We start from the raw sequence: 22,720 nt of genomic DNA on the forward strand, positions 1-22,720 counted from the left end.
GGACGGATCAGATCGCGGCCGGATCAGATCGCGGGGCCGGTCATCATCAGCGCGAGAACGACCGCGCCGATGGAGCTGCAGGTGTGGCTCTTCACCCGGATTCCGACGGCCAGCAACAGCAGCCCGATCAGGCCCGTGATCCCGTACTGCCAGTGCGCGAACTGCTCGAAGGTGAGGGCGAGCACGGTCGCGAGGAGGGTGAGGACGTCCATGATGGTTCCCCCTTCTGCCACCTCGGATGAGTTGGCAACCAACTTCACTTAAGTTGTCCCCACTTGGTCACTCGGCATAAACAACTTCACGACAACTGCCCTGAGATGGCATGGAGTTGTATCGTCTTGTCGTGACCCAGGAGAACGTTGCAGTGAATGGCAGCAGAGACGGCAGAAAGCTCACTCCCCAGCACATCGCGGACCAACTCCGCGACCGCATCCGCTCCGGCGACCTCAGGCCCGGCGACCGGCTCCCCACGCAGGCGGTGCTCGCGGAGGAATTCGGCGTGGAGCGGGGGGCGGTGCGCCAGGCGCTGAAGACGCTGCAGGGCGACGGACTGCTGGCCAATGTCAGCAAGGGCAGCCCGCCGCGCATCGCGGCGGAACCACAGGAGCCGACTGCGGCGAGCGCGGAGCCGCAGGCGTCGATGGTCGGCCTCGCGCCACGCCTCGCGTCGGCGTTCTCGCAGCCACGGGTGCGGATAGACGTGGTGTCGTACACGGCGGAGACGCTGATGATCGCGCTGGGGGAGCCGGTGCGTCTCATCCACGAGGGGCGCATCCGCCCCGAATCCATCGACGTACGCATCCTGCTGCCCAGCAGCGACATCACGCTCGCCTTCCCCCAGCCGACCGGGGGCCAGGACGACGGGGGCCGGGTCCACCAGCGCTGGCTGGCGCAGCGCAACGCCCAGGGCCAGGTCCTGCGCCACAATCTGCGGGCCCTGCGCGTCTCGCACGGCATCGACGTCGACGTGTCGTTCCGCGCGCTGCCGTTCACGCCGCCGGTGAAGCTGTACCTCCTGAACGAGCGGGAGGCGCTGCTCGCCTACTACACGATCGAGCGCAGCATGCTGGACTTCGGCAGCGCGGAGATGGAAGCGTTCGACGCGTCCGGACTGAAGTCGCCCCTGTTCTCCTTCGAGAAGGACACGGCCCCGAGGGACACCGCGTTCGTCGAGGAGTCCCAGAAATGGTTCGACGCACTCTGGGCAACCATCGCGACGGAGCTGACACTCTCTTAGTGACTTCTGATACGACGCAGACTGAGCGGATGGCAGAAGAGACCGAAAAACTGCGGCAACTGATCGGTCGGGCCCGCTACGTACTCTTCGACTTCGACGGACCCATCTGCCGGCTGTTCGCCAGGCACTCGGCGGAGCGGATCGCTGCCGATCAGGTGCGGTGGCTGGAGGGGCGGGGGCTGCGGGGGTTGCTGACCACGGAGGAGCGGGCGCAGCCCGACCCCCATGCCGTCCTGCGCGCGGTCGACCGCAGGCAACCCGGCAGCGATCTGGTGGCCAAGCTCGAGGAACGGCTGACCCAGCAGGAGCTGAAAGCAGTGGCCTCCGCGTGGCCCACCCCGTACGCGGACCCGCTGATCATGACGTGGCACGCCACGGGCTCCCGCCTCGCCGTGACCACGAACAACTCACCCCTGGCAGCGACCAGTTACCTGGAAAGCCGTGGCCTGAGCCACTGCTTCGCCCCGCACGTCTACGGCCGCACCCAGGACCTCCACCTCCTCAAGCCACACCCGCACTGCCTCAACCGCGCCCTCGGCGCGATGGGCGCGGACCCCTCGGCGGCCCTGATGATCGGCGACACCCCCACGGACTTCGCGGCGGCCGAGCAGGCAGGAGTGGGCTTCTTGGGCTACGCGCGCAACGAGGAAAAGGCGAAGCGGCTTAAGGATGCGGGGGCGGCTTGCGTGGTGCATTCGCTGGAACCGCTGCTGAAGGTGGTGCGCGGCCGGGTCTGAACCGCCCGGTTCATCTCCTGCTGGAAACATCCCGCGAACCCGTGAGCCGTGAGCCGTGAGCGGCGGTGCAGGTCGGAAGATCGTCGAACGTCACGCCCCCAAGGAGTGGCGCCTACCTCGTTGAGCCCATGACTCGGCTCCTCGCGTCGTTCGCCCCCTCCTGCGCCACTAAGGTGTGCATCACTTTCGCCTTCCTCGCGTGACTATCCAGGAGCAGCCCGTGGGCATGACTCTGCCCGGTCGTCCTTCCCTGGTGTCCGCCGAGAGGCGAAGAGCTCCCGCCGCCTACGACGCCTTCGTCGCGCACGCCTTGCAGCACGGGAAGACGAGCCGGGGCCACCACAACCGGAACTACGTGCTTCCGCTGACGGAATCGATGGCCCAGCTGGTCGACCGTTATCCCGGGCGGCCCGTCACCGTGCGGATGCGCCGGAAGGATGCGCTGCCGGTCGTCATCCGCACCTGGCAGGACGAGTCGGAGATCCTGCGGGCGATCAAGGGCGTACTGCCCCACGTGCCGGAGTGCCTGGCCAAGTGGGGCAACTCGGCGGTGCACAGCTATGTGGACGGCGTGCCGTTCTCCAGCGTCTGCCAGAACGGCAAACCGGTCGACTCCCTGCTGATCAAGGCGCTGGCCGAGCTCCTCGCGCAGATGACCCAGGTGCGCAGGGAGGCGCTGCCCCCGCTGCCGGCGGACTGGCCCCGTATAGACAAGGGCGGGCCGTCATTCCTGCGGACGCTCGCGCACCTCGCGGAATACCAGATCCGACAGCCCAATTGGGCGCAGTTCGGTGGGCTGTTCGCGGCCCTCGGCATTCCCGAGGACGCTCTGCTCAGAATGGCCGAGCGCGTGCCCGGCATGGCCCGCCGCCCCTACAGCCTGCTCCACACGGATCTGCACCGCGACAACGTGATCTTCTCCTACGGCGGTGATCCGCCGCTGATCTGCGTGGACTGGGAACTCGCCACCTACGGCGATCCGCTGCACGACCTGGCCACGCACCTCGTCCGTATGCAGTACCCGGAAGAACAGTGGGATGAGGTGATCGAGGCCTGGGCGGAGGTCATGGAGCGGCTCAGACCCAGGGCGGTCAACGGCCTGTCTCAGGACCTGCACCATTACGTGGCCTTCGAGCGCGCCCAATCCGTCTACCCGGACGTCATGCGCGCCGCCAAGTCGCTGGGCGTCTCGCCGGACCAGAAAGGCCTGGACGCGGCGACCCGCGAGGTGCGTAATGCGCTGGAGGCGGCGGCCGTTCCGCTGCAACTGCCGGGCGTGCCGGACGAGGAGGAGATCCAGCGGGTTCTGTTCCGCTGGCGGGCCGCCCGGTTCGGGGGGCAGGCCGAGGGCGTCCGGCAGGAGACCCGTATCTCCTGGGAGCCGGACCAGCGTGTGCCGGAGCACCCCGCGTTTCCCGGATCCGCCGTGCTCGACGCGCTGGTCGCGGAGGGAGCGGCGCCGGCCTCCAAGGTCTTCAAAGGAACGGCGCACCTCAACACCGTGGTCCGGGTGGACGGCATCGGATTCCCGGTCGTGGTCCGGCGCAAGCTGACCTCGGCCGAGCGCCGGGAGCGCAGCATCCTCAGCGAGCACGCCGTGCTGCGAGTCATCGAGGATTCGGGCGAGCCGGTGCGGGCGCCTCGCGTACTGGCACTCGGCACCAGCGACTTGAAGGACCAGTTCGCCATCCATTCCTACGAGGGGCGAGGCACCGGAGACCTGCCGCCGGACCACCCCGTGGACGGGCTGCGTCCCGGCGAGGCGGACCATCTGGTCGACCAGTTGGCCGCGTTGGCCCGCATCGACCACAAGCAGCTCGATCCCACCGCCGGTGAGACCGACTTCTACCGCTGGCTCTGCGACGAACTGGTCCGGCTGGTCATGGCCCTGCCCAAGGAGTCACAGAAGCTGGCCAGGGAGCTGGGTCTGCCGGGCGGCTACCGGCTGCTCGAGCTGTTGGTACGGCACCGACTCACACCGCGCCGGCCGTCGTTGCTGCACGGGGACCTCAACCCCTGGAACCTGGTGCGCCACGACGGGCGGAGCGGAATCACCGTCATCGACTGGGAGATGGCGATGATCGGTGACCCGCTGTACGACCTGGTCCGCCACATGCATCTCACGCCCGTCCGCCCCGAGATCAGACAGCGCATGTTCGACCGGTGGGTCGGCTGCCTGCCGCAGGAGTGCACGACGGGGTGGGAGGACGACTGGCAGGTCTACCGCTGGATCGAAGTGATCCGTTCCGCCTACGTGGATCTGGACCGGCTGGTCACCGGCACCGGCCTGGACGCCCCCAACGTGCAGCGCGCCGTGGACTCGTACGCGATGACCTTGGCGGCGGCAATGGCTTCTTTGGGACTACGGCCCAACCCGACGGCCAACCCGTACCTTGCCCGGGCGCTTCCGCACGGTCAGCATGGAGTGCTGAGGGCGATGTCGTAGAGGCATGCTCGGGGGAGGTCTCGTGACGGGAACGGTGAACGGGGCACCAGGCGGTGGAGTGAGCGAATGGCTTCGCAGATACCGGGCCCGGTACGAGTCGGCGGCCACGCGTGCCCTGTTGCTCGGCATCTTTGTGACCGGGCTGACCGCACAGTTTGTGAAGCCGGTCGGGGACGCCCTGGAGGGGCAGGCGTTTCTCGGGGGCGCGCTGCTCAGCCTGATCGGCTACGTCCTCTACAACGCGGTCCAGGAGCTCGCCGTCTCGGCCAGGCCGCCCGACCGCGGCCTGGTCAACTCCCGTGATCTGGGAGGCCTCGTGGGCGAGGCGTTCCACTCCCGGAAGGTGGAGATCTGCTTCCTCGGTTATACGGGAGAGACGCTCTACAACGAGCTGTATCACCGGCTGGAGAGTCTCCAGGAGGACCCCGGCCCGACAAAGCGGGTGTCGATCAGGATGCTGGTACCGGACTTCGGCCGTGAGATGGCGGTGCCGTCGCGTGTCGGCGTCGACGGGATGCCGGTCGACTACCCCGAGTTCCGGGCCCGCCTCGAGGCCAAGTGCCGGGAGTACGACCAGATCCTCTCCCGGCTCGCGGACCGGCTGACCGCGGGCGGCAGGGTGGTGGTGCAGTGCGAGTACCGGCTGTACAACGGGGACCCGCGGGACAAGGTGTGCATCTTCAACAAGGAACTGGTGCTGTGCGGCCTCTACGACGTGGTCGCCACCATGTCTCTGCGGGACCCCGACTGCGAGGTCTACGACCCCAAGGGATACAACACCGACCTTGCCGTCCGCTCCCGCAAGGAAGGCACCGCCGCCGCGGAGACGGCGGTCGCGACGCAGATCAGTCACTTCGAGGGAGTGTGGCGGCTTGCCGCAACGCCTCCGTGGCGTCAGTGATCCGCTCCTTGCCCCTCACTCCGTCCGCCTCCTGAACAGCACCCCCGAAGCCCCCGCCGACGCGGCGAGGATTCCCGCGCACCAGGCCAGTGCCACCCACGGTGTCGAGCCCACCGGCTGGTTCAGGAGCAGGCCGCGGAGGGATTCGATGACCTGGGTCACCGGCTGGTGGTCGGCGAAGGGGCGTAGCCAGGGGGGCATGTCGGAGGTCTGGACGAAGGCGCTGCTCGGGTAGGGCAGGAAGCTCACGAAGAACGTGAAGCCGCCCGCCGCTTCCGGGGACTTGGCGAGCAGGCCCACCGTCGCCGAGAGCCAGGACAGGGCCAGGATGAAGGCCAGGAGGACGGCCGTCGCCGCGAGCCAGGCCGCGGGCGTCGCCGACGGGCGGAAGCCGATCGCGAAGGCCAGGGCCAGGACCAGCGTCGTGGCGATGAGGTTGCGGGCCACCGAGGCGATGACGTGGCCCGTCAGGATCTGGGTGCCGCCGATGTCGAGCGAGCGGAAGCGGTCGATGATGCCGCCCTTGAGGTCCTCCGTCACCGCTATCGCCGTGTTGGCCGAGCCGAATCCGGCGCAGAGCAGGAGCACGCCGGGCACCACGTACATGACGTACGACTTGGCGTCGGTCTTGATCGCGCCGCCGAAGAAGTAGACGAAGATCAGGAGGAGCATCACCGGGAGCGCCATGGACGTGATCAGGGCGTCGACGTTGCGGCGGCTGATGCGGATCGACCGGCCGGTCATGATCAGGGCTTCAGACATGGGTCAGTCCCATCGAAGGGCCGGCAGGGCTTGTGAGCGTCAGGAAGACGTCGTCCAGCGTCGCCGTGCGGAGGGTGAACGTCGCCAACCGGGATCGGTCCGGGTCCAGTTCGTCGAGCAGGTTCCGTACGTCGGCCGCCGTGCCGTCCGTCGGGAAGCCGAGCGTCAGCGTCTCGGGGGAGTGGTGCGTGGCCCGCGGGGAGAGGTGGAGGTAGGCCTCGCGGGTGGTGATCGTCGCTTCCAGGCGGTGGCCCCCGACCTGCGCCTTGAGGGTCGACGCCGATCCCTCCGCCACGATGACTCCCTCGTGCAGTACCGCGATGCGGTCCGCCAGTTGGTCCGCCTCCTCCAGGTACTGCGTGGTCAGGAAGACGGTCGTGCCCTCCGCGGTGAGGTCGCGCACCACCTCCCACATCTCCTGGCGGCTGCGCGGGTCCAGGCCCGTCGTCGGCTCGTCCAGGAAGATGACCTCGGGGTCGCCCACCAGGCCCGCCGCCAGGTCGACACGGCGGCGCATGCCTCCCGAGTACGTGCGGACCAGGCGGTCGCCCGCTTCCGTCAGGCCGAAGCGGGTCAGTAGTTCCGCGGCCCGTGCGCCGGCCCCGGCGCGCGGCAGGCCCGCGAGTCTCGCCATCATGCGGAGGTTCTCCGCGCCGGTCTGCGTCTCGTCGACCGCCGCGAACTGGCCGGTGAGGCTGATCGCCCGGCGGACCTCGCGCCGCCCCGTGCGGACGTCGTGGCCCGCCACCCGCGCCGTACCCGCGTCGGGCGCGGTGAGCGTGGTGAGGATGCGGACGGCCGTCGTCTTGCCCGCGCCGTTCGGGCCGAGGAGCGCGAAGACGGTGCCGGGCGGGACGTGGAGGTCGATGCCGCGCAGGACGGGCACCGCGCGGTCGCCGGTGCCGTAGGTCTTGGTGAGGGCCGTGGCCTCGATGGCGGCCTCGATGGCGGCCGGGGCTTGGGTGGGTGGCATGGGTGGGTTCCCGTCGTCACTCGTCATTACTCGGCATCACTTGGCAGTACTCAGCATTACGTAGTAACTGCGTAACCCTTACGCATTACTGTGTAAGGGTTACGCAGAACTACGATGTGCGTCAAGAGGGGGTCGGATCGGAAGCATGGAGGCGGCGGCTTATGGCGGCGGATGACGGGGCGGAAGATCGGGGGACCGGGCTCTCCGCGAGCCTCGAAACCGCCTGGGGCCTGCGCGAACGCCCCTCGAAGGGACCGAAGCCGGGGCTGAGCCTCGACCGGATCGTGGACGCGGGCATCGCCGTCGCGGCGGCGGAGGGGATCGGCGCGGTCTCCATGGGGCGGGTCGCCAAGTCGCTCGGCGCCTCGCCGATGTCCCTCTACCGGTACGTCGCCTCCAGGGACGAGCTGTACGTACTGATGCAGGACGCCGCTACGGGGGCGCCGCCGGAGATGCCCGCCGATGTGACGGGGTGGCGCGCGCGGCTGGAGTGGTGGGCGCGGGCCCAGCGCGAGGTCTTCCGGCGCAATCTGTGGCTCGTGCGGATCCCTGTCAGCGGGCCGCCCGCGACGCCCCGCCAGTTGGAGTGGATGGAGCAGGGCCTCGCGGCGCTCGACGAGAGCGGCCTGGAAGAGGGCTGGAAGCTGTCCGTCCTGATGCTCGTCGGCGGCTTCGTGCGCAATGAGGTGATGCTCATGGCCGACCTGGACGCGGGCATGCGGGCCGGTGGCCAAGAGCCTGACGAGGTGATGCGGCAGTACGCCCGCACCGTCGACGCGCTCACCTCGATGACCCCGGAACGCTTCCCCTCGTTGCGTCGGCTGCTCGATGTGGGCGTACTGGATGTCGCGGACGCCGAGGACACGGAGTTCGAGTTCGGGCTCGGGCGGGTGCTCGACGGGGTGGCCGTGCTGGTGGAGGGGGCGGGGAGCGGCGCGTAGGGCTCGGAGGTGCGGTGCGGTCAGGCGACCCGCTGGGCGGCCCTCACGCGTATCGCTCCAGCCCTGACCGCAACTGCCCGAACGCCCGGTTCGCCGCCACCACCGCGTCCGGCCACGCCGCCTCCGCGCTCTCGCCCGCGTCGATCCGGCGCCAGTTCTCCATGGCGAGGATGCGCTGTACGGCGATGATCTGGCCGGCGGCGAGGCGGGCGGCCAGGCGGGCGGCGGTCTTGTCCTCCTGCGGTGCTCCGTCCGCCGCCTGGCCCAATGCCTCGCCCAGTGCGCTCTCCGACCGCTCCTGATACCCGTACAGCCGCGCCACCAGCGACGGCGTCCCGTACAGGAGTCGGTGGAAGGCGAGTACGTGGACGTTGTCGCACAGGCCGGTCACCGGGTCCCGGCGCTCCAGGCCGTCGAGGAAGTGGCGCTGCAGGGCGTCCAGGGGTGAGCGTTTCGCGGGGCGGGCGGTGACCACTCGTGCCGCCTCGTCCATGTGGTCGGCGAACCGGTGGAGTACGAGGTCTTCCTTGGCCGGGAAGTACCGGAACAGGGTCGGCTTGGAGATCTGGGCGGCTGCCGACACCTCCGCGACCGAGACCTTCTCGAAGCCCTTTTCCAGGAAGAGCGTGATCGCCGCCTCGGAGATCGCCTGGTACATCCGCTGCTTCTTGCGCTCGCGCAGGCCCACTTCTTCGTCCGTCGTCATGGGGACAGTCTAACGGGCGGTGATACTCGGTAACGAATTTAACTCGGTTACATTATTCTGGGCGGCATGACGCCACCCGACGAAGCCCTCGCCCAAGAACGCCGCTTCCACGACACCTGCCGCACCGCCCTCACCGGCATGGTCGACGGCGCGGAGGAGCAGGTTGTCAGAGGAGCGGACGTCTCCGCGTCCGGTGCCGACGCCGAAGTCCTCGGCTACCAGTTCCGCAGCCACGCCAAAGCGATGCGCGAACTCCCCGAGGCCCCGCTCTTCTTCGGCCGCCTCGACTTCGCCGCCGACGGCCCCGAAGCCGCCGAAGCCGGTGATCACCGCGGGCAGAGCTACCACATCGGCCGTCTGCGCATCACCGAACACCCCTCGGCCCCGCCCCTCGTCGTCGACTGGCGCGCCCCCGTCTCCCGCGCCTTCTACCAGGCCGGGACCCGCGCCCCCCAAGGCGTCGCCGTCCGCCGCCGCTTCGGCTGGGCGCCCGGCAGCAAGGGCGACTCCGCCGACCTCACCGGCCTGGAGGACGAGCCGCTGGCCGCGCAGCCGACACAGCCCGCGCCGAACCCCCTTCCCGCGCCGAACCCCCCGCCCGCGCAGAGCAGCCGCATCCTCGCCGGAGAGATCGAGCGCCCCCGCGTCGGCCCCATGCGTGACATCGCGGCCACCATCCAGCCCGAGCAGGACGACCTCGTCCGCGGCGAACTCACCGCGTCCGTCTGCGTCCAGGGCGCCCCCGGCACCGGCAAGACCGCCGTCGGCCTGCACCGCGCCGCGTACCTCCTCTACACCCACCCTCAGCGCGTACAGCGCGCCGGACTCCTCATCCTCGGCCCCAACCGCACCTTCCTCCGCTACATCGCCGAGGTGCTCCCCTCCCTCGGCGAGACCGGCGTGCGGCAGTCCACCGTCGCCGACGAGATCGCCAGGCCCACGGCTCCCGTGCGGGCCCGCGACGACGACACCGCCGCGAGCGTCAAGCACGACGCCCGCATGGCGCAGGTGCTCCGCCGTGCGCTCTACTCCCGCGTCGCGACGCCCACCGACTCCATCGCGGTGCCGGACGGCTCGTACACCTGGCGGGTCGCGCTCGACGACCTGGAGCGGATCATCGCGGACGTGCGCGCGGAGGAACCGCCGTACGACGTCGGGCGCGAGCGCGTGCGCACCCGTGCCGTCCGGCACATCCAGGACCAGGCCGAACGCCGCGCGGGCCCCGTGAACAACAAGTGGCTGCAGAAGATCTCCCGCGCCCGCTCCGTCTCGGCCTTCGCCGACGCGGCCTGGCCCAAGGTCAAGCCCGAGGAAGTGCTCGCCGCCCTGCTCGCGGACCCCGAAGCACTCGCCGCAGCGGCCGACGGCATCCTCGACGCCGCCGAGCAGCGGGTGATCCGCTGGACCAGGCCGCCGCGTTCGTACAAGTCGGCGAAGTGGTCAGCGGCCGATCTCGTGCTGCTCGACGAGATCGCCGGGCTGCTCGAACGGCCCGGGGGCTACGGCCACATCGTGGTCGACGAGGCCCAGGACCTCTCGCCGATGGAGGCCCGCGTGATCGCCCGCCGCGCGGACTTCGGCTCGCTCACCGTCCTGGGCGACCTCGCCCAGGGCACCACCCCGTGGGCCGCCCGCGGCTGGCCGGAGCTCCTCGCCCACCTCGGCAAACCCGACGCCTCCGTCACCCCGCTGACCATCGGTTTCCGCGTCCCGAAGGTGATCGTGGGGCTCGCCAACCGGGTCCTGGCCTCGCTCGACGTCGACGTACCGCCTGCCCGGTCGCTGCGTGCGGACGGTGAGTTGCGGGTCCGGGAGGTGCGGGACGTGGGCGCCGCCACCGTCGACGCGGTGCGCGCCGGTCTTGCCCGCGAGGGCTCGGTCGGGGTGATCGCCGCCGACGCCGATGTCGCGTGCCTGCGCGAGGTCCTCGCCGCGGCGGGCATCGAGAGCGCGGGCCCGGACGACCTTGGTGCGCGCGTGACGGTGCTGCCGGCCTCCATGGCGAAGGGCCTGGAGTACGACCATGTCGTGGCCGTCGAGCCCGCGGCGATCGCGGAGGCGGAACAGCGCGGGCCCAGCCGCCTCTACGTCGTCCTGACCAGGGCGGTGTCCCGGCTCGACGTGCTGCACAGCAGGCCGCTGCCGTGGGAGTCTCGAACGGCACCCCGACGTCATGGACGGTGACTCCTCATGAACCCGCACTCCGACACCCTCGCCCCGGACGAGGAAGGCGACCGCAGCGTCCTTCGGATGGAGCGCCGCCTCGCGCACCCGCCCGCCAGGGTCTGGGCCGCGATCACCCGGCCGGAGCAGCTCGCCCGGTGGTTCCCCTCCGAGGTGACGCTCGAACTGCGGCCCGGCGGCGCGATGGGCTTCCACTTCCCCGGCGACGAGGGCCCCGGCATGACCGGCGAGGTCACCGACGCCGATGAGCCGCGCCTCTTCGCCTTCAGCTGGGGCGAGGACCATCTGCGCTGGGAGATCACCCCGGACGGCCCCGACGGCCCTGACGGACGCGGCTCGCTGCTCACCCTCGTCCACACCTTCGGCGACCGCTTCGGCGCCCCGAGCTTCGCCGCGGGCTGGCAGCTGTGCATCTCGGCGCTCGGCCAGTTCCTGGACGGCGGACAGGCCGAGGTGAGCCGGGACGCGGGCGAGCTGCACGAGGCGTATCTGGAGCAGTTCGACCTCGGCCACGGCGAGGTGACCGACGACGGCATCCGGTTCGAGCGGCAGCTCGTGCGGCCCGCGGGCGCGGTGTGGGCCGTGCTCTGCGCGGGCGAGGTGCCGTTGGCGGGCGACACCGCCCCGGACGGATTCCTTGCGGACGGCGTCTCCGCGGGTCCGGTCACCGTGCTGCGGGAGCCGGTGGAGCTCGCGTACGCCGTGCATCCCAAGGGCGAGGTGCGCTGGGAGCTGGGCGAGGGCACGGGCTACGGCACCCGGCTCGTGCTCACGCAGACCGGCCCCTTCGACGGCCCGGCGGCCACGGACGAGGCGCTCGCCGCCTGGCATGCACGCATCGAACGCCTCGCGGGCCAGCTTCTGGAGGGCGACAGGCCCTAGGAGCTCAGTCGTCGAGCACGGCCTCCATGACCGCCTTCGCGATCGGCGCTCCGAGCTTTCCGCCGGCGATCTCGGAGCGCGGGATGTTCATGTCCTTCGGGTCGACGAACACCGCGACGGCGACGGGCGAGGAGCCGTCGTCATTCTTGGCGTAGGAGACGAACCACGCGTACGGACGCTCGTCGTTGACGTTCGAGCCGTGCTGGGCGGTGCCGGTCTTGCCGCCGACCGTGACGCCGTCGATCTGCGCCTTGTTCGCCGTGCCCTCCTCGACGGTGTTCTCCATCATTTCCTGCACCTTGCCCGCGGTGTCCTCCGAGACGGCCTGGTTGAGCTCCTGCGGGCTGCCCTTCTCGATCGTCGAGAGGTCGGGGCCGCGCAGCTCCTCGACCAGGTAGGGCTTCATCACCTTGCCGTCGTTGGCGATGCCCGCCGCGACCATCGCCATCTGCATCGGCGTACTGGTCAGGCTGCCCTGGCCCATGCCGGTCAGTGCGGTCTGCGGCTTGTCCAGGTCCTTCGGGTAGCTGCTGGCGGACGTGCGGACGGGGACGAACTGCTCCTTGTTGAAGCCGAACTTCTCCGCCGTCTCGCGCATGTCGTCGTCGCCGACCTTGAGGGCGGCGTCGAGGAAGACGTTGTTGCAGGACCACTGCATGCCGACCTTCAGGGACGCCTTGTCGCAGGGGGCGCCGGGCACGTCGTTGCCGATCGTGGTCGAGCTGAGCGGCAGTTTGTAGGGGGCCTTGGCGCCGGTCTTCTCGTCGATGTCGTCGATCACGCCGTGTTCGAGGGCGGCCGCCGCGGTGAGGACCTTGAAGGTGGAGCCGGGCGGATAGATCTCGCGGAGCGCCCGGTTGGAGAGCGGCTTGTCCTTGTTCTTGCGGAGCTTGGTGAACTCCCTGCTCTCCTTCTGCGAGATCCCGGCGAAGACGGAGGGGTCGTACGAGGGGGTGCTCGCCATGGCGAGCACCTTCCCGGAGCGCGGGTCGAGCGCGACGACCGCGCCCCGGGCGTCGAGGTCCACCAGGCCTTGGTAGGCCGCCTTCTGGGCTTTCGCATTGATGGTCGTGACGACGTCGCCGCCCCGGCGCTTCTCGCCGGTCAGCATGTCCAGGGTGCGCTTGATGAAGAGGCGGTCGTCGTCGCCGCTGAGCACGTCGTTCTCGACGCCCTCCAGGAAGGTCGCGCCCTGGGCCTGCGAGAAGTAGCCGGTGACCGGTGCGTACATGGGGCCTTCCTTGAAGACCCGCTGGTACTTGAAGTCGGTGCCGCTGACCGCCTTCGAGCCGGTGATCGGCTTGCCTCCGACGATGATGTCGCCGCGGGGGTGCGAGAAGGCCTCGATCTGCACGCGGCGGTTCTTCTCGTCCTTCGCGAGGGTCTCACCCTGGGCGAACTGCACCCAGGTCGCGCGCAGCAGCAGGGCGAGCGTGAGTATTCCGCAGAAGACGGCTACGCGGCGCAGCGGCCTGTTCATTCGGTCCCCCAAGACCCGTTACACCAGGACATGACGAAGCTTCATCATGCGCACGTATTTACGGATCTCGGCCATGTTGTTGCCGAATGGTCACATGCGGGCACCGTCCCGTGGCGTTTCGCGAAGGGTTTCGATCACGCTCGCGTAGCTGTCGGAACCGTGACCGGCGGCGCTCGCCCGCTCCATGGTGGCCTTCAGGAGTTCCGGCAGCGCGTTGTCGACGCCCCGGCCGGCCGCCGCGTGGATGAGGTGGCCGATCGCCGCGATCTGTACGTCGACGGTGGCGTCGTCGCCCGGATAGCGCCCGGCGTCCACCTGGGGTGCGTAGGTGTTGATGAACCCGGCGACCGCGTTCGTCAGCCAGCGGACGGCGACGTCCGAGAAGGCGGTGGCCTTGGTCCGATCCGCGGCCTCGGTCGGGCCGGCGGTCTTCGCCGCGTCGTCCGCGCCGACCACGGCCGTGCCGTGCAGCCAGCCGGTGAACGTGGACCACATCAGGCCGAGCAGGGCCACGTCGTAGAGCGAGGCGCTGCCGGGTTCCGTGCCCAGGTACAGCGGGTCGCCCAGTGCGGCGAGGGCGGGGCGGTGCGTCTCGAACACCTCGGCCGAGCCGCTGTAGAGGAACATCATCTCCGGGTTCCCGACCCCCGGCGGCGTGGTCATGATCGCCCCGTCCAGGTACCCGAGGCCCAGCGAACGGGCCCGGTTCTCGGCTTCGGCGGCCTGCTCGGGGGCGCCGGACGTGAGGTTGACCAGGGCCTTGCCCGTGGAGGGGCCCGCGGCGTCCATGACGGCGTACAAGGCGTCGTAGTCCAGCACGCAGGCGATGATCAACGGGCTCGCGGCGACGGCCTCTTCGGGGGTCGCGGCGATTACGGCGCCCCGGTCGGCGAAGGGCTTGGCCTTGGCGGCGGAACGGTTCCAGACGGTGGTGGGGTGGCCGTGCTCCAGGAGGGTGGCGGCGAGGGCGGAGCCCATGTTGCCGAGGCCGATGACGGTGACGGGGGTCTTCTCTGTGCTGCTCATGACCCACACGCTCGCAGCGGGCGGCGGCGCCGGACAGTGACAGGAATGACGGCGGCCACCAAATTCCTGCCACGTGCCGGAGCGGCTTAGTCTCACCGTATGAGCGCTGGTTCCGTGGCCCTGGTCGTGACCGAGGAGATAGCGATCCCGTCGTGGGATCTGTACGAACTGAGCATCCCCTGCACGGTGTTCGGAAAGCCGCAGCCGGATCTGGCGGAGCACTGGTACGACCTCCGGCTGTGCAGCGCGGCGTACGAGGCCGGGGGAGAGGCGGCCGGGGGAGAGGCCGCCGGGGACGCGGCCTTCGGCATGGCGGTGCGTACCCCGTACGGCCTGGACGACATCGTCGGGGCGGACACGGTCATTGTCACGTCCGTGCCGGACGCCTGCGTCGAGGAGGGCCGCCCGCTGCCGGACGGTCTGGCCGACGCCCTGCGCCGCGCGTACGACGCGGGGGCCCGCATGGTCTCCCTGTGCACCGGCGCCTTCGCGCTCGCGGACGCGGGGCTGCTCGACGGCCGCCGGGCCACCGCGCACTGGATGCACACGGCTCAACTCGCCGCCCGCTACCCGAAGGTGGAGGTCGACGACTCCGTCCTGTACGTGGACGACGGCGATGTCCTGACCAGCGCGGGCGTCAGCGCTGGCCTCGACCTGTGCCTGCATCTGGTCCGCCGCGACCTGGGCGCGCACGTCGCCAACCAGCTGGCCCGCCGCATGGTCGTGCCCGCCCACCGGCCGGGCGGGCAGGCCCAGTTCATCGACCTCTCCGTGCCCGCGACCGACGACGAGGGCCTCGGCCCCGTACTCGACTGGGCGCGCGCCCGCCTCGACCGTCCCCTGACGGTCGACGACCTGGCCCGCCGGGCGGCGATGAGCCCGCGCACCCTCTACCGTCGCCTCCAGGCCGCCACCGGCACGACCCCGCTCCAGTGGCTCCTGAACCAGCGCCTCGCCCGCGCCCAGAGCCTCCTCGAATCGACGGCCGCCCCGATCGACAAGATCGCCGAACTGAGCGGCCTCGGCACGGCGAACAACCTCCGCCACCACTTCCTCAAGCAGGTGGGGGTGTCACCGGGGGACTACCGGCGGGCGTTCGGGGCGGGCGTGGGAGCGGGCGTGGGTCCCCGGGCGTAGGACCAGCGCCCCATGTGCGCGTACGGGGGTGCTGCTTAGGCTCGGCGTTCATGCGGAACACGGAGATCACTCGACGCGAAGGCCCCGAGCGCAGGCGCGAGACGCTGGAGCGCCTCGACCGGGAGTGGGACATCTGGCTGTCGACGGCTCACCCGGAGCACGGCCCGCACCAGGTGCCCCTGTGGTTCTGGTGGGACGGCCGGGCGGTGTGGCTGTGCACGGGCGAAACCACCGTGACGGCCCGCAACGTCCGTACGGAGCCACGGGTACGCCTCGCGCTGCCGGACACCTCCGACGTGGTGCTGCTGCAGGGCACGGCGGAGTGCTTCCCGGCCGCCGACGTCCCGCAGGACGCCGGGGACGGGTTCGCCGCCAAATTCGGCTGGGATCCGCGCAAGGAGGAGGCCCCCTTCTGCTACCTGCGCGTGACGCCGCGAATGGTGCGGGCCTGGCGCGGCGAGACCGAACAGCACGGCAGGGTGCTCATGCGGGAGGGGGCGTGGGTGGTGTGATTGGGGGCAGGGGCGCCGTGGCCGCCTGCCCTACTGCTACTGCTTGCGCGGCTGGTTGAACCGCAGCATGTTGCCGGACGGGTCGCGGAAGGCGCAGTCGCGGACGCCGTACGGCTGGTCCATCGGCTCCTGGAGCACCTCGCCGCCGGCGGCACGGATCCGCTCGAAGGTGGCGTCGACATCGGTGCTCCGGAAGATGACGCCGCGCAGCATGCCCTTGGCGAGCAGTTCCGCGGCGGCCTGCCGGTCGGCGTCCGATGCGTTCGGGTCGGCGAGCGGCGGTTCGAGGACGATCTCGACGTCCGGCTGCGACGGCGAGGCGACGGTCACCCATCGCATGCCCTCGAAACCGACGTCGTTGCGCACTTCGAGGCCGAGCACGTCGCGGTAGAAGGCGAGCGCCTTGTCGTGGTCGTCGACGGCGATGAAGCACTGGGAGAGGTTGATTTCCATGCGTACGACGCTACGTACCGGCGTCGGGTTTCGCTTCTCCGTTCCTGACCGGCCTGGTACGGGTTTTCGCTACGCAGGCCGGAATGGCGGCGCCGTGCTCGTGGTCGCGGGCCCGGTACGCGCTCGGGCTCTCGCCGACCAGTTCGGTGAACCGTGAGCTGAAGGAGCCGAGCGACGTACAGCCCACCGCCATGCAGACCTCCGTCACCGACAGGTCGCCACGGCGCAGCAGGGCCTTGGCCCGCTCGATCCGGCGGGTCATGAGATAGCTGTACGGCGTCTCTCCGTAGGCGGCACGGAAGCTGCGCGAGAAGTGGCCCGGCGACATGAGGGCGGCCCGGGCGAGAGCCGGGACGTCCAGGGGCTCCGCGTAGTCGCGGTCCATCCGGTCGCGGGCCTTGCGGAGCCGGACGAGGTCGGAGAGAGACGGAGACGCAGCCACGCTGGACACGTTACCCGGGGCGCGAGCCCGGCGCCCGCCCGATCCGGTCCCGCACAGCGGGACTTGGCCTGTGGTCGGTCACGTGATCAGTGGCGTAGCGCACTATTGCAAGCAGCCGCTTGCAATAGTTAGCACCGAGCAGGCAGTATCGACGCATGGCATCACTCAACGTCGGCAATCTCGGTGAGTATCTGCGTGAGCAGAGGCGCAACGCGCAGCTCTCGCTCAGGCAGCTCGCCGACGCCGCCGGGGTGTCCAATCCGTATCTGAGCCAGATCGAGCGCGGCCTGCGCAAGCCCAGTGCCGACGTGCTGCAACAGGTGGCCAAGGCGCTGCGGATCTCCGCCGAGACGCTGTATGTCCGGGCCGGGATCCTCGACGAGAAGGAGCGGGACGAGCTGGAGACGCGCGCCGTCATCCTCGCCGACCCCTCCATCAACGAGCGGCAGAAGCAGGTCCTGTTGCAGATCTACGAGTCGTTCAGAAAAGAGAACGGCTTCGAGGTCTCCGGGTACTCGGACCAGGACGTCGATGACGACGTGGATGCCACCGCTGACGGCCCCCGCACGGCCGACGGCAGTGATGCCGACCCCAAGGACCATCCCTCAAGCTGACGCGAATCCGGGAGGACCAGCACCATGGCCATCAAGGACGACCTGCGCAACACCCTCACCGACACCACCCCCGCCTACTTCGTCGTCGGCACCGCCGATCTGGCGTTCCAGCAGGCGAAGAAGGTGCCGGGCGCCATCGAGCAGCTGATCGCCGAGGCGCCGGCCCGTTTCGACGCCGTGCGCAACACCGACACGAAGGCCGTCCAGGACAAGGCCGTCGCCCGCGCCAAGGAGGCGCAGACGACCATCCAGGCCCGGGTCTCCGAGCTGCTCGGCACGCTCGACACCGACCTGAAGAAGCTGAGCGAGAGCGCTCAGGGCTTCGCCCTCAGCTCGGTCGGCGTGGCCGCCGAGTACGCCGTGAAGGCCCGCGAGAAGTACGAAGAGGTCGCCGAGCACGGCGAGCAGGCCGTGAAGACCTGGCGCGGCGAGGCCGCCGAGGAGATCAACGAGCTCGCCGTGGCCGTCGAGCCGGACGCGGACGAGAAGCCCGCTGACGAGAAGCCGGCGGCTGCCGCGTCGGAGACCTCCGAGCCGAAGGCCGCCGCGGCCCCGGCGAAGAAGCCCGCCGCCAAGAAGACCCCGGCCGCGCGCAAGCCGGCGGCGAAGAAGACCACGCCGCCCGCCAAGTAGGTCGCGGCAGGACGCTTGTCATGCAGACGGGCTGTACGGGCCGGGCACTCTTGAAGTGCCCGGCCCGTTCTCCGGGTAGCGGGTACGGTGTGCGCGTACTCAAGAGCCGAGACTGGTGGTGGACGTAGTGCTGATGCAGGGGTTCGCGAACTTCATGTGGCTGCTGTCGTTGGCGCTGATCGTTTTCAGCGGCTTCGCGCTCGTCGACGCGGCCGTCCGGCGTGAGGACGCCTATCGCGCCGCCGACAAGAAGACCAAGCCGTTCTGGCTGATCATTCTCGGGCTCGCCTTCATCGTGAACCTGATCTTCAACATCCTGTCGTTCCTGCCGATCATCGGGCTCATCGCGACCATCGTGTACATGGTCGACGTACGCCCCGCGCTCCGGCAGGTCACCGGCGGGGGCGGGGGCCGCAGGGGCGGCTCCAGCAGCGATGGTCCGTACGGGCCGTACAACGGCGGCCGCTAGGCCCCGTAGGGGCCTTGAGGGGCGCGGGGAACTGCGCGCCCAGCCCCCACCGGCCCGCGGACGAATCACGACGTCACCGCGGCTCCGGCGCAACGCCTAACGGTCGCGGTCGAGCAGCAGCACGGCCACATCATCGGTCAGATCGCCGCCGTTGAGCTCCCGCGCCTCATTCACCGCCGCTTCGAGCAGCTCGTCGCCGCGCAGGCCCGCGGCGATCTGGCGGCGGAGCATCGCCACCATGCCGTCCTGCCCCAGACGCTGGTTGCCCTGGCCGATGCGGCCCTCTATCAGGCCGTCCGTGTAGAGCATCAGGCTCCACTTGCCGCCGAGCTCCACCTGGCGGCGCGGCCAGCGGGCGTTCGGCAGGAGTCCGAGCGCGGGGCCGTTGTTCTCGTACGGCAGCAGCTCGGCGAGGCGGCCGTCGCGGGCGATCAGCGGTGACGGGTGGCCCGCGAGGCAGAGTCCGGCGCGGCGGCCGTCCGGTGCGATGTCGACCGTGCAGAGCGTCGCGAAGATCTCGTCGTCGGCGCGCTCGTGCTCCAGGACCTTCTGCAGCGTGCCGAGCAGCTCGTCGCCGCACAGGCCCGCGAAGGTCAGCGCCCGCCAGGCGATGCGCAGCTCCACGCCGAGCGCGGCCTCGTCAGGGCCGTGGCCGCAGACGTCGCCGATCATGACGTGTACGGAGCCGTCGGGGGTGCGCACGGTGTCGTAGAAGTCGCCGCCGAGCAGCGCCCGCGAACGCCCGGGGCGGTAGCGCGCGGCGAACCGCAGCGGTGAGCCGTCGAGCAGCGGCGTCGGAAGGAGCCCGCGTTCGAGGCGGGCGTTCTCCTGCGCCCGCAGGCGCGACTCCGTCAGCTGGCGCTGGGCGGCGTCCGCGCGCTTGCGCTCCACGGCGTACCGGATGGCGCGGCTCAGGAGCCGTCCGTCCAGCTCGTCACGGAAGAGATAGTCCTGGGCGCCGACCCGCACGGCCTCCGCGCCGCCCTCGGTGTCGCCGCTCGCGGTGAGCGCGAGCACGGCGTGCCGGGGCGCGAGGCGCAGGACGTGCTTGAGCGTGGCGAGCTCGTCCTCTTCCTCCTCGGGGGTGGCGGCGGGGATCGCCAGGGTCAGGTCGAGCAGGATGCAGTGCACGTCGTCGGTGAGCAGCCGCTCGGCCTCGGTGAGGTTGCGGGCGGTGCGGACCCTGATGGGCTTGCCCGCGGAGTCGAGCATCTGCGGGACGCTCAGGGACCCCACCGGGTCGTCCTCGATCACCAGGAGGCTGAGTCCCGGTCCGCTCGACTGCTGGTTCGCGTCCCTGGACACGGGCGTGCGTACGGGCTCCACCGAGGTGGGCTCGACGGAGGTGGGCTCCACGGAAGCGGGATCCACGGAGGTGGGCACGGCTTCGGGCGCCGGCAGGGGTGCGGGCGCGGGTGCGGGTGTCGTCGGCAGAGCGTGAGCCTGACCGCCTTCCGCGGCCGGGATCGCTCTCTGCCGCGGTATGGGTACGGGCATGGCTTCGGTTTCCTTCCCTCCCCCCGAGGGCACGGTGGGTCGACGGTCGAACGCTCCACCGACGGGGACCATAGCGGTAGGCGCGGCCCGATTGGAATGGCACACGGCAAACAGCCACCGTCATATGCCGCGACAAGGACCGCAATTGGGCACGTCAGGTTCCTACCGGGATGACGAACATCACGCCTGGAGGGTTGAGAGGCGGTCCGAGGGGTGCGGTGGGTCACATGACGTACGGCACAGGGCCGCCCGCCCTGTGCCGTACCGCTGCTCGTGCTGCCTTCCGCGGGGTCCCGTGGAGCCCGGAACCCCTACTTGTCGGGCCGCACGACCCCGAGGATCTGCATCGATCCCGCTCCCGCGACGGTGACGTCGCGTCCCGGCCGCGGTGCGTGCACGATCGCGCCGTCGCCCACGTACATCCCGACATGGCTGGCGTCGGCGTGATAAATGATCAGGTCGCCGGGGCGCATGTTCTTGATGTCGATGTGCGGAAGCTGCTTCCACTGCTCCTGGGACGTACGCGGAATTCCCTTGCCGGCGGCGGCCCAGGCCTTGGAGGTGAGGCCGGAGCAGTCGTACGAGGACGGGCCCTCGGCGCCCCAGACGTACGGCTTGCCGATCTGGGCGGTGGCGAACTCGATGGCCTTCTTGCCCGGCCCGCTCGCTTTGCCCTTGATGTCCTCCAGGACACCCGAACTCACCCAGGCCGACTGCTTCTTGAGCTGGGCTTCTTCCTCAAGCTTCCGGAGCCGCTCGAGCTCCTTCTTCTCGAGCTTGGACTCCATCTCCTCGGCGGCGGCGATCTTCTTCTTGATCTTCTTCTTCGACGCGGCCTTCGCCTTGCGGTTGGCTTCCAGCTTCTTCCACTGGGCGGTGGCGTCCTTGGCGTATATCCGCAGGTCTTCCTGGGTCCGCTCCAGCTCGGTCAGCATGCCCTTGGTGGCCTTGTGGCCCTGCCGCATCCGCCCGGCGCTCTCCAGGAACATCTGGGGGTCTTCGCTCAGCATCAGCCGGGCCTCGGAGGAGACCCCGCCGCTGCGGTACTGCTCGCGGGCGGCGGCGCCCGCGCGGGACTTGAGCTTGTCCAGCTTCTGCTGGCCCTTGGTGATGGAGCGGGCGAGCTTCACGATCTGCTTGGACTGCTTCTCGCTCTTCTCCTCCGCCGCGTTGTAGGCGTCCGTGGCGACGCCCGCGTCGTGGTAGAGCTTCTCTATCTCTTTGCGCAGGTCCTCAAGGGACTTGGTCTTGCCGGGCGTTGGCTTCGCCGGGCTCGCGTAGGCCACGGCGGGTGTGCTCAGCACCGCTGCCGCGCAGATCAGCGCCAGGCCAGCCACAGTCGAACTCCGCTTGCCGGTCACGTCCGCCTCCCCCAAGAGCTGATTTACCGTCAGTAACATACGGTTGCCTCGGGGATGGTGCCATGCCGACGCGCAATCCGACAGAGCGCGACAGCAACTCCGATCCCCACCCGCCCCATGTGACGAACGGCACCGGTAGATCGTTCCCTCCCCGGCGCGTCGCACGCGGAGTTCACCCGCCCCCACCTCGCGAATTCACCCGTAGGCACCCCGCGATTTCACCCTCACCACCCGCGGGCCGCGCTCCCCGCGCCCTGTGGACCGCTCTGCCCGCACCCCGCGAACCGAGCTCCCCGCACCCCGCGATCTCACCCCTGGCGCGGCGCCAGCGCCTCCCACCGCACCGTCACTTCGCCCTGCCGCCACCGCGCTTCCCTGCCGAGCACGGGCCAGTCCGCGGCCAGTTCCCGCACCGTCCTGATCCAGCGCTGCCGGGCGCCGTACGAGGCGTAGGGCGCGGCGGCGGCCCAGGCCCGGTCGAAGTCGCGCAGGAACGCGTGCACAGGCTCGCCCGGCACGTTCCGGTGGATCAGCGCCTTGGGCAGGCGCTCGGCGAGGTCGGAGGGCCGGTCCAGGGAGCCGAGGCGGGTCGCGAAGGTCACCGTGCGCGGGCCATCGGGACCGAGCGCGACCCAGACGTGCCGCCGCCCGATCTCGTCGCACGTCCCCTCGACGAGCAGCCCGCCGGGAGCGAGCCGCCCGCACAGCCGCTCCCACACGGCGGCGACCTGCTCCTCGTCGTACTGCCGGAGCACGTTCGCCGCGCGGATCAGCGCGGGCCTGCCCGGCAGCGGGATCTCGAAGCCGCCGTGCCGGAAGGAGAGCCCTTCCCTCTCGTACGGCTTCGCGGCCGCGACCCGCGCCGGATCGATCTCGACGCCCACCACGCGCACGCGCGGAGCCGCGGCCCGGAGCCGGACGAGCAATTCGGCTGCCGTCCAGGGGGCGGCTCCGTAACCGAGGTCGACGGCGACGGGATCGGCGCAGCGGCGCAGCTCGGCGCCGTGCGTGGCGGCGATCCAGCGGTCCATGCGGCGCAGCCGGTTGGGGTTGGTGGTCCCGCGCGTCACCGTTCCCACGGGGCGGGAAGGGGTGCGGGAGGCCATGGTCAGAGGGTATGCGCCGCAGCGGCGGGGGTACTCGTCGAGCCCGGTGATGCCGTTGCCGAGGTTGCCGGCGAGGTCATTGGCGAGGTCATTGGTTGAGACGCAACCGGTAATGATTTGGCAAAGAGGAAATGGAGTTGCGCCTTCCGATGTTCACCCCCTGGAGGACCGTGCACGCCCTCCATCAAGTCATGCCCGCTTAGTCATGCCCGCGCGCACAC

At 70.2% G+C, this 22,720-nt stretch carries 23 protein-coding genes; 12 read left to right on the top strand and 11 right to left on the bottom strand.

What is annotated here, in order from left to right; all coding sequences use genetic code 11:
* Positions 1-23: 23 nt before the first annotated feature.
* Positions 24-212 carry a hypothetical protein gene (locus ACWFR3_RS33470; RefSeq protein WP_453738434.1) on the bottom strand — a complete coding sequence of 63 codons (189 nt, stop codon included), beginning with the start codon at positions 210-212 and terminating at the stop codon, positions 24-26.
* A 110-nt stretch (positions 213-322) separates the two neighbouring features.
* Here ACWFR3_RS33470 and ACWFR3_RS33475 point away from each other — a divergent pair, with 110 nt between their 5' ends.
* The 4 genes from ACWFR3_RS33475 (at position 323) to ACWFR3_RS33490 (ending at position 5,321) form a co-directional block, all read left to right on the top strand.
* Positions 323-1,237, top strand: a complete 915-nt coding sequence (locus ACWFR3_RS33475; protein WP_453738435.1) for a GntR family transcriptional regulator — start codon at positions 323-325, stop codon at positions 1,235-1,237.
* Positions 1,186-1,974 (top strand): HAD family hydrolase, encoded by a 789-nt coding sequence (locus tag ACWFR3_RS33480; RefSeq protein ID WP_453738436.1) that lies wholly within the window; start codon positions 1,186-1,188, stop codon positions 1,972-1,974. Before ACWFR3_RS33475 ends, ACWFR3_RS33480 begins: the two co-directional genes overlap by 52 nt.
* Before the next feature lie 226 nt (positions 1,975-2,200).
* Positions 2,201-4,420: a phosphotransferase gene (locus tag ACWFR3_RS33485; protein ID WP_453738437.1), complete on the top strand. Its 2,220-nt coding sequence runs from the start codon at positions 2,201-2,203 to the stop codon at positions 4,418-4,420.
* Positions 4,421-4,478: 58 nt separating this feature from the next.
* Complete coding sequence (locus ACWFR3_RS33490; protein WP_453738438.1) at positions 4,479-5,321, top strand: hypothetical protein; 843 nt, start codon at positions 4,479-4,481, stop codon at positions 5,319-5,321.
* Positions 5,322-5,336: 15 nt separating this feature from the next.
* On the opposite strand, the gene ACWFR3_RS33495 is transcribed toward ACWFR3_RS33490, so the two are convergent.
* Both ACWFR3_RS33495 and ACWFR3_RS33500 read right to left on the bottom strand, forming a co-directional pair.
* Entirely contained in the window at positions 5,337-6,083 is a 747-nt protein-coding gene (locus ACWFR3_RS33495) for an ABC transporter permease (RefSeq protein ID WP_453738439.1), read from the bottom strand.
* Complete coding sequence (locus ACWFR3_RS33500) at positions 6,076-7,056, bottom strand: ATP-binding cassette domain-containing protein (RefSeq protein WP_453738440.1); 981 nt, start codon at positions 7,054-7,056, stop codon at positions 6,076-6,078. The genes ACWFR3_RS33495 and ACWFR3_RS33500 overlap by 8 nt, the downstream gene beginning before the upstream one ends.
* A gap of 161 nt (positions 7,057-7,217) precedes the next feature.
* On the opposite strand from ACWFR3_RS33500, the gene ACWFR3_RS33505 reads away from it, so the two are divergent.
* The gene (locus ACWFR3_RS33505; RefSeq protein WP_453738441.1) at positions 7,218-7,997 is read left to right on the top strand and encodes a TetR/AcrR family transcriptional regulator; all 780 of its coding nucleotides are present in this window, start codon (positions 7,218-7,220) and stop codon (positions 7,995-7,997) included.
* 43 nt (positions 7,998-8,040) lie between these two features.
* On the opposite strand, the gene ACWFR3_RS33510 is transcribed toward ACWFR3_RS33505, so the two are convergent.
* Complete coding sequence (locus ACWFR3_RS33510; RefSeq protein ID WP_453738442.1) at positions 8,041-8,703, bottom strand: TetR/AcrR family transcriptional regulator; 663 nt, start codon at positions 8,701-8,703, stop codon at positions 8,041-8,043.
* A 66-nt stretch (positions 8,704-8,769) separates the two neighbouring features.
* Between ACWFR3_RS33510 and ACWFR3_RS33515 the strand changes: the two genes are divergently transcribed.
* Both ACWFR3_RS33515 and ACWFR3_RS33520 read left to right on the top strand, forming a co-directional pair.
* Positions 8,770-10,887 carry a HelD family protein gene (locus ACWFR3_RS33515; protein ID WP_453738443.1) on the top strand — a complete coding sequence of 706 codons (2,118 nt, stop codon included), beginning with the start codon at positions 8,770-8,772 and terminating at the stop codon, positions 10,885-10,887.
* Positions 10,888-10,893: 6 nt separating this feature from the next.
* The gene (locus ACWFR3_RS33520) at positions 10,894-11,769 is read left to right on the top strand and encodes an SRPBCC family protein (RefSeq protein WP_453738444.1); all 876 of its coding nucleotides are present in this window, start codon (positions 10,894-10,896) and stop codon (positions 11,767-11,769) included.
* 4 nt (positions 11,770-11,773) lie between these two features.
* On the opposite strand, the gene ACWFR3_RS33525 is transcribed toward ACWFR3_RS33520, so the two are convergent.
* A complete protein-coding gene (locus ACWFR3_RS33525; protein ID WP_453738445.1) occupies positions 11,774-13,249 on the bottom strand; it encodes a peptidoglycan D,D-transpeptidase FtsI family protein in 1,476 nt (491 codons plus the stop codon).
* A gap of 90 nt (positions 13,250-13,339) precedes the next feature.
* Positions 13,340-14,275 carry an NAD(P)-dependent oxidoreductase gene (locus ACWFR3_RS33530; RefSeq protein ID WP_453738446.1) on the bottom strand — a complete coding sequence of 312 codons (936 nt, stop codon included), beginning with the start codon at positions 14,273-14,275 and terminating at the stop codon, positions 13,340-13,342.
* A gap of 120 nt (positions 14,276-14,395) precedes the next feature.
* On the opposite strand from ACWFR3_RS33530, the gene ACWFR3_RS33535 reads away from it, so the two are divergent.
* A complete protein-coding gene (locus tag ACWFR3_RS33535; RefSeq protein WP_453738466.1) occupies positions 14,396-15,412 on the top strand; it encodes a GlxA family transcriptional regulator in 1,017 nt (338 codons plus the stop codon).
* Between the two features lie 50 nt (positions 15,413-15,462).
* Positions 15,463-15,924, top strand: a complete 462-nt coding sequence (locus ACWFR3_RS33540; protein WP_453738447.1) for a pyridoxamine 5'-phosphate oxidase family protein — start codon at positions 15,463-15,465, stop codon at positions 15,922-15,924.
* 36 nt (positions 15,925-15,960) lie between these two features.
* Here ACWFR3_RS33540 and ACWFR3_RS33545 read toward each other — a convergent pair whose 3' ends face one another.
* Positions 15,961-16,377, bottom strand: a complete 417-nt coding sequence (locus ACWFR3_RS33545) for a VOC family protein (RefSeq protein WP_453738448.1) — start codon at positions 16,375-16,377, stop codon at positions 15,961-15,963.
* Positions 16,378-16,387: 10 nt separating this feature from the next.
* Entirely contained in the window at positions 16,388-16,762 is a 375-nt protein-coding gene (locus tag ACWFR3_RS33550) for a helix-turn-helix transcriptional regulator (protein ID WP_453738467.1), read from the bottom strand.
* Between the two features lie 212 nt (positions 16,763-16,974).
* Between ACWFR3_RS33550 and ACWFR3_RS33555 the strand changes: the two genes are divergently transcribed.
* The 3 genes from ACWFR3_RS33555 (at position 16,975) to ACWFR3_RS33565 (ending at position 18,535) form a co-directional block, all read left to right on the top strand.
* Positions 16,975-17,433, top strand: coding sequence for a helix-turn-helix domain-containing protein (locus tag ACWFR3_RS33555; RefSeq protein WP_453738449.1), 459 nt, complete (start codon positions 16,975-16,977; stop codon positions 17,431-17,433).
* A gap of 24 nt (positions 17,434-17,457) precedes the next feature.
* A complete protein-coding gene (locus ACWFR3_RS33560; RefSeq protein ID WP_453738450.1) occupies positions 17,458-18,066 on the top strand; it encodes a hypothetical protein in 609 nt (202 codons plus the stop codon).
* A 115-nt stretch (positions 18,067-18,181) separates the two neighbouring features.
* Positions 18,182-18,535, top strand: a complete 354-nt coding sequence (locus tag ACWFR3_RS33565) for a DUF2516 family protein (RefSeq protein WP_453738451.1) — start codon at positions 18,182-18,184, stop codon at positions 18,533-18,535.
* Positions 18,536-18,631: 96 nt separating this feature from the next.
* Here ACWFR3_RS33565 and ACWFR3_RS33570 read toward each other — a convergent pair whose 3' ends face one another.
* From ACWFR3_RS33570 to ACWFR3_RS33580, 3 genes are all read right to left on the bottom strand, one after another.
* Positions 18,632-20,104 carry a PP2C family protein-serine/threonine phosphatase gene (locus ACWFR3_RS33570; RefSeq protein WP_453738452.1) on the bottom strand — a complete coding sequence of 491 codons (1,473 nt, stop codon included), beginning with the start codon at positions 20,102-20,104 and terminating at the stop codon, positions 18,632-18,634.
* Between the two features lie 239 nt (positions 20,105-20,343).
* Positions 20,344-21,432, bottom strand: coding sequence for an NlpC/P60 family protein (locus tag ACWFR3_RS33575; RefSeq protein WP_453738453.1), 1,089 nt, complete (start codon positions 21,430-21,432; stop codon positions 20,344-20,346).
* 269 nt (positions 21,433-21,701) lie between these two features.
* Positions 21,702-22,499, bottom strand: a complete 798-nt coding sequence (locus ACWFR3_RS33580; protein WP_453738454.1) for a class I SAM-dependent methyltransferase — start codon at positions 22,497-22,499, stop codon at positions 21,702-21,704.
* Positions 22,500-22,720 lie beyond the last annotated feature (221 nt).

The sequence above is a fragment of the Streptomyces sp. NPDC055189 genome, assembly GCF_053606765.1.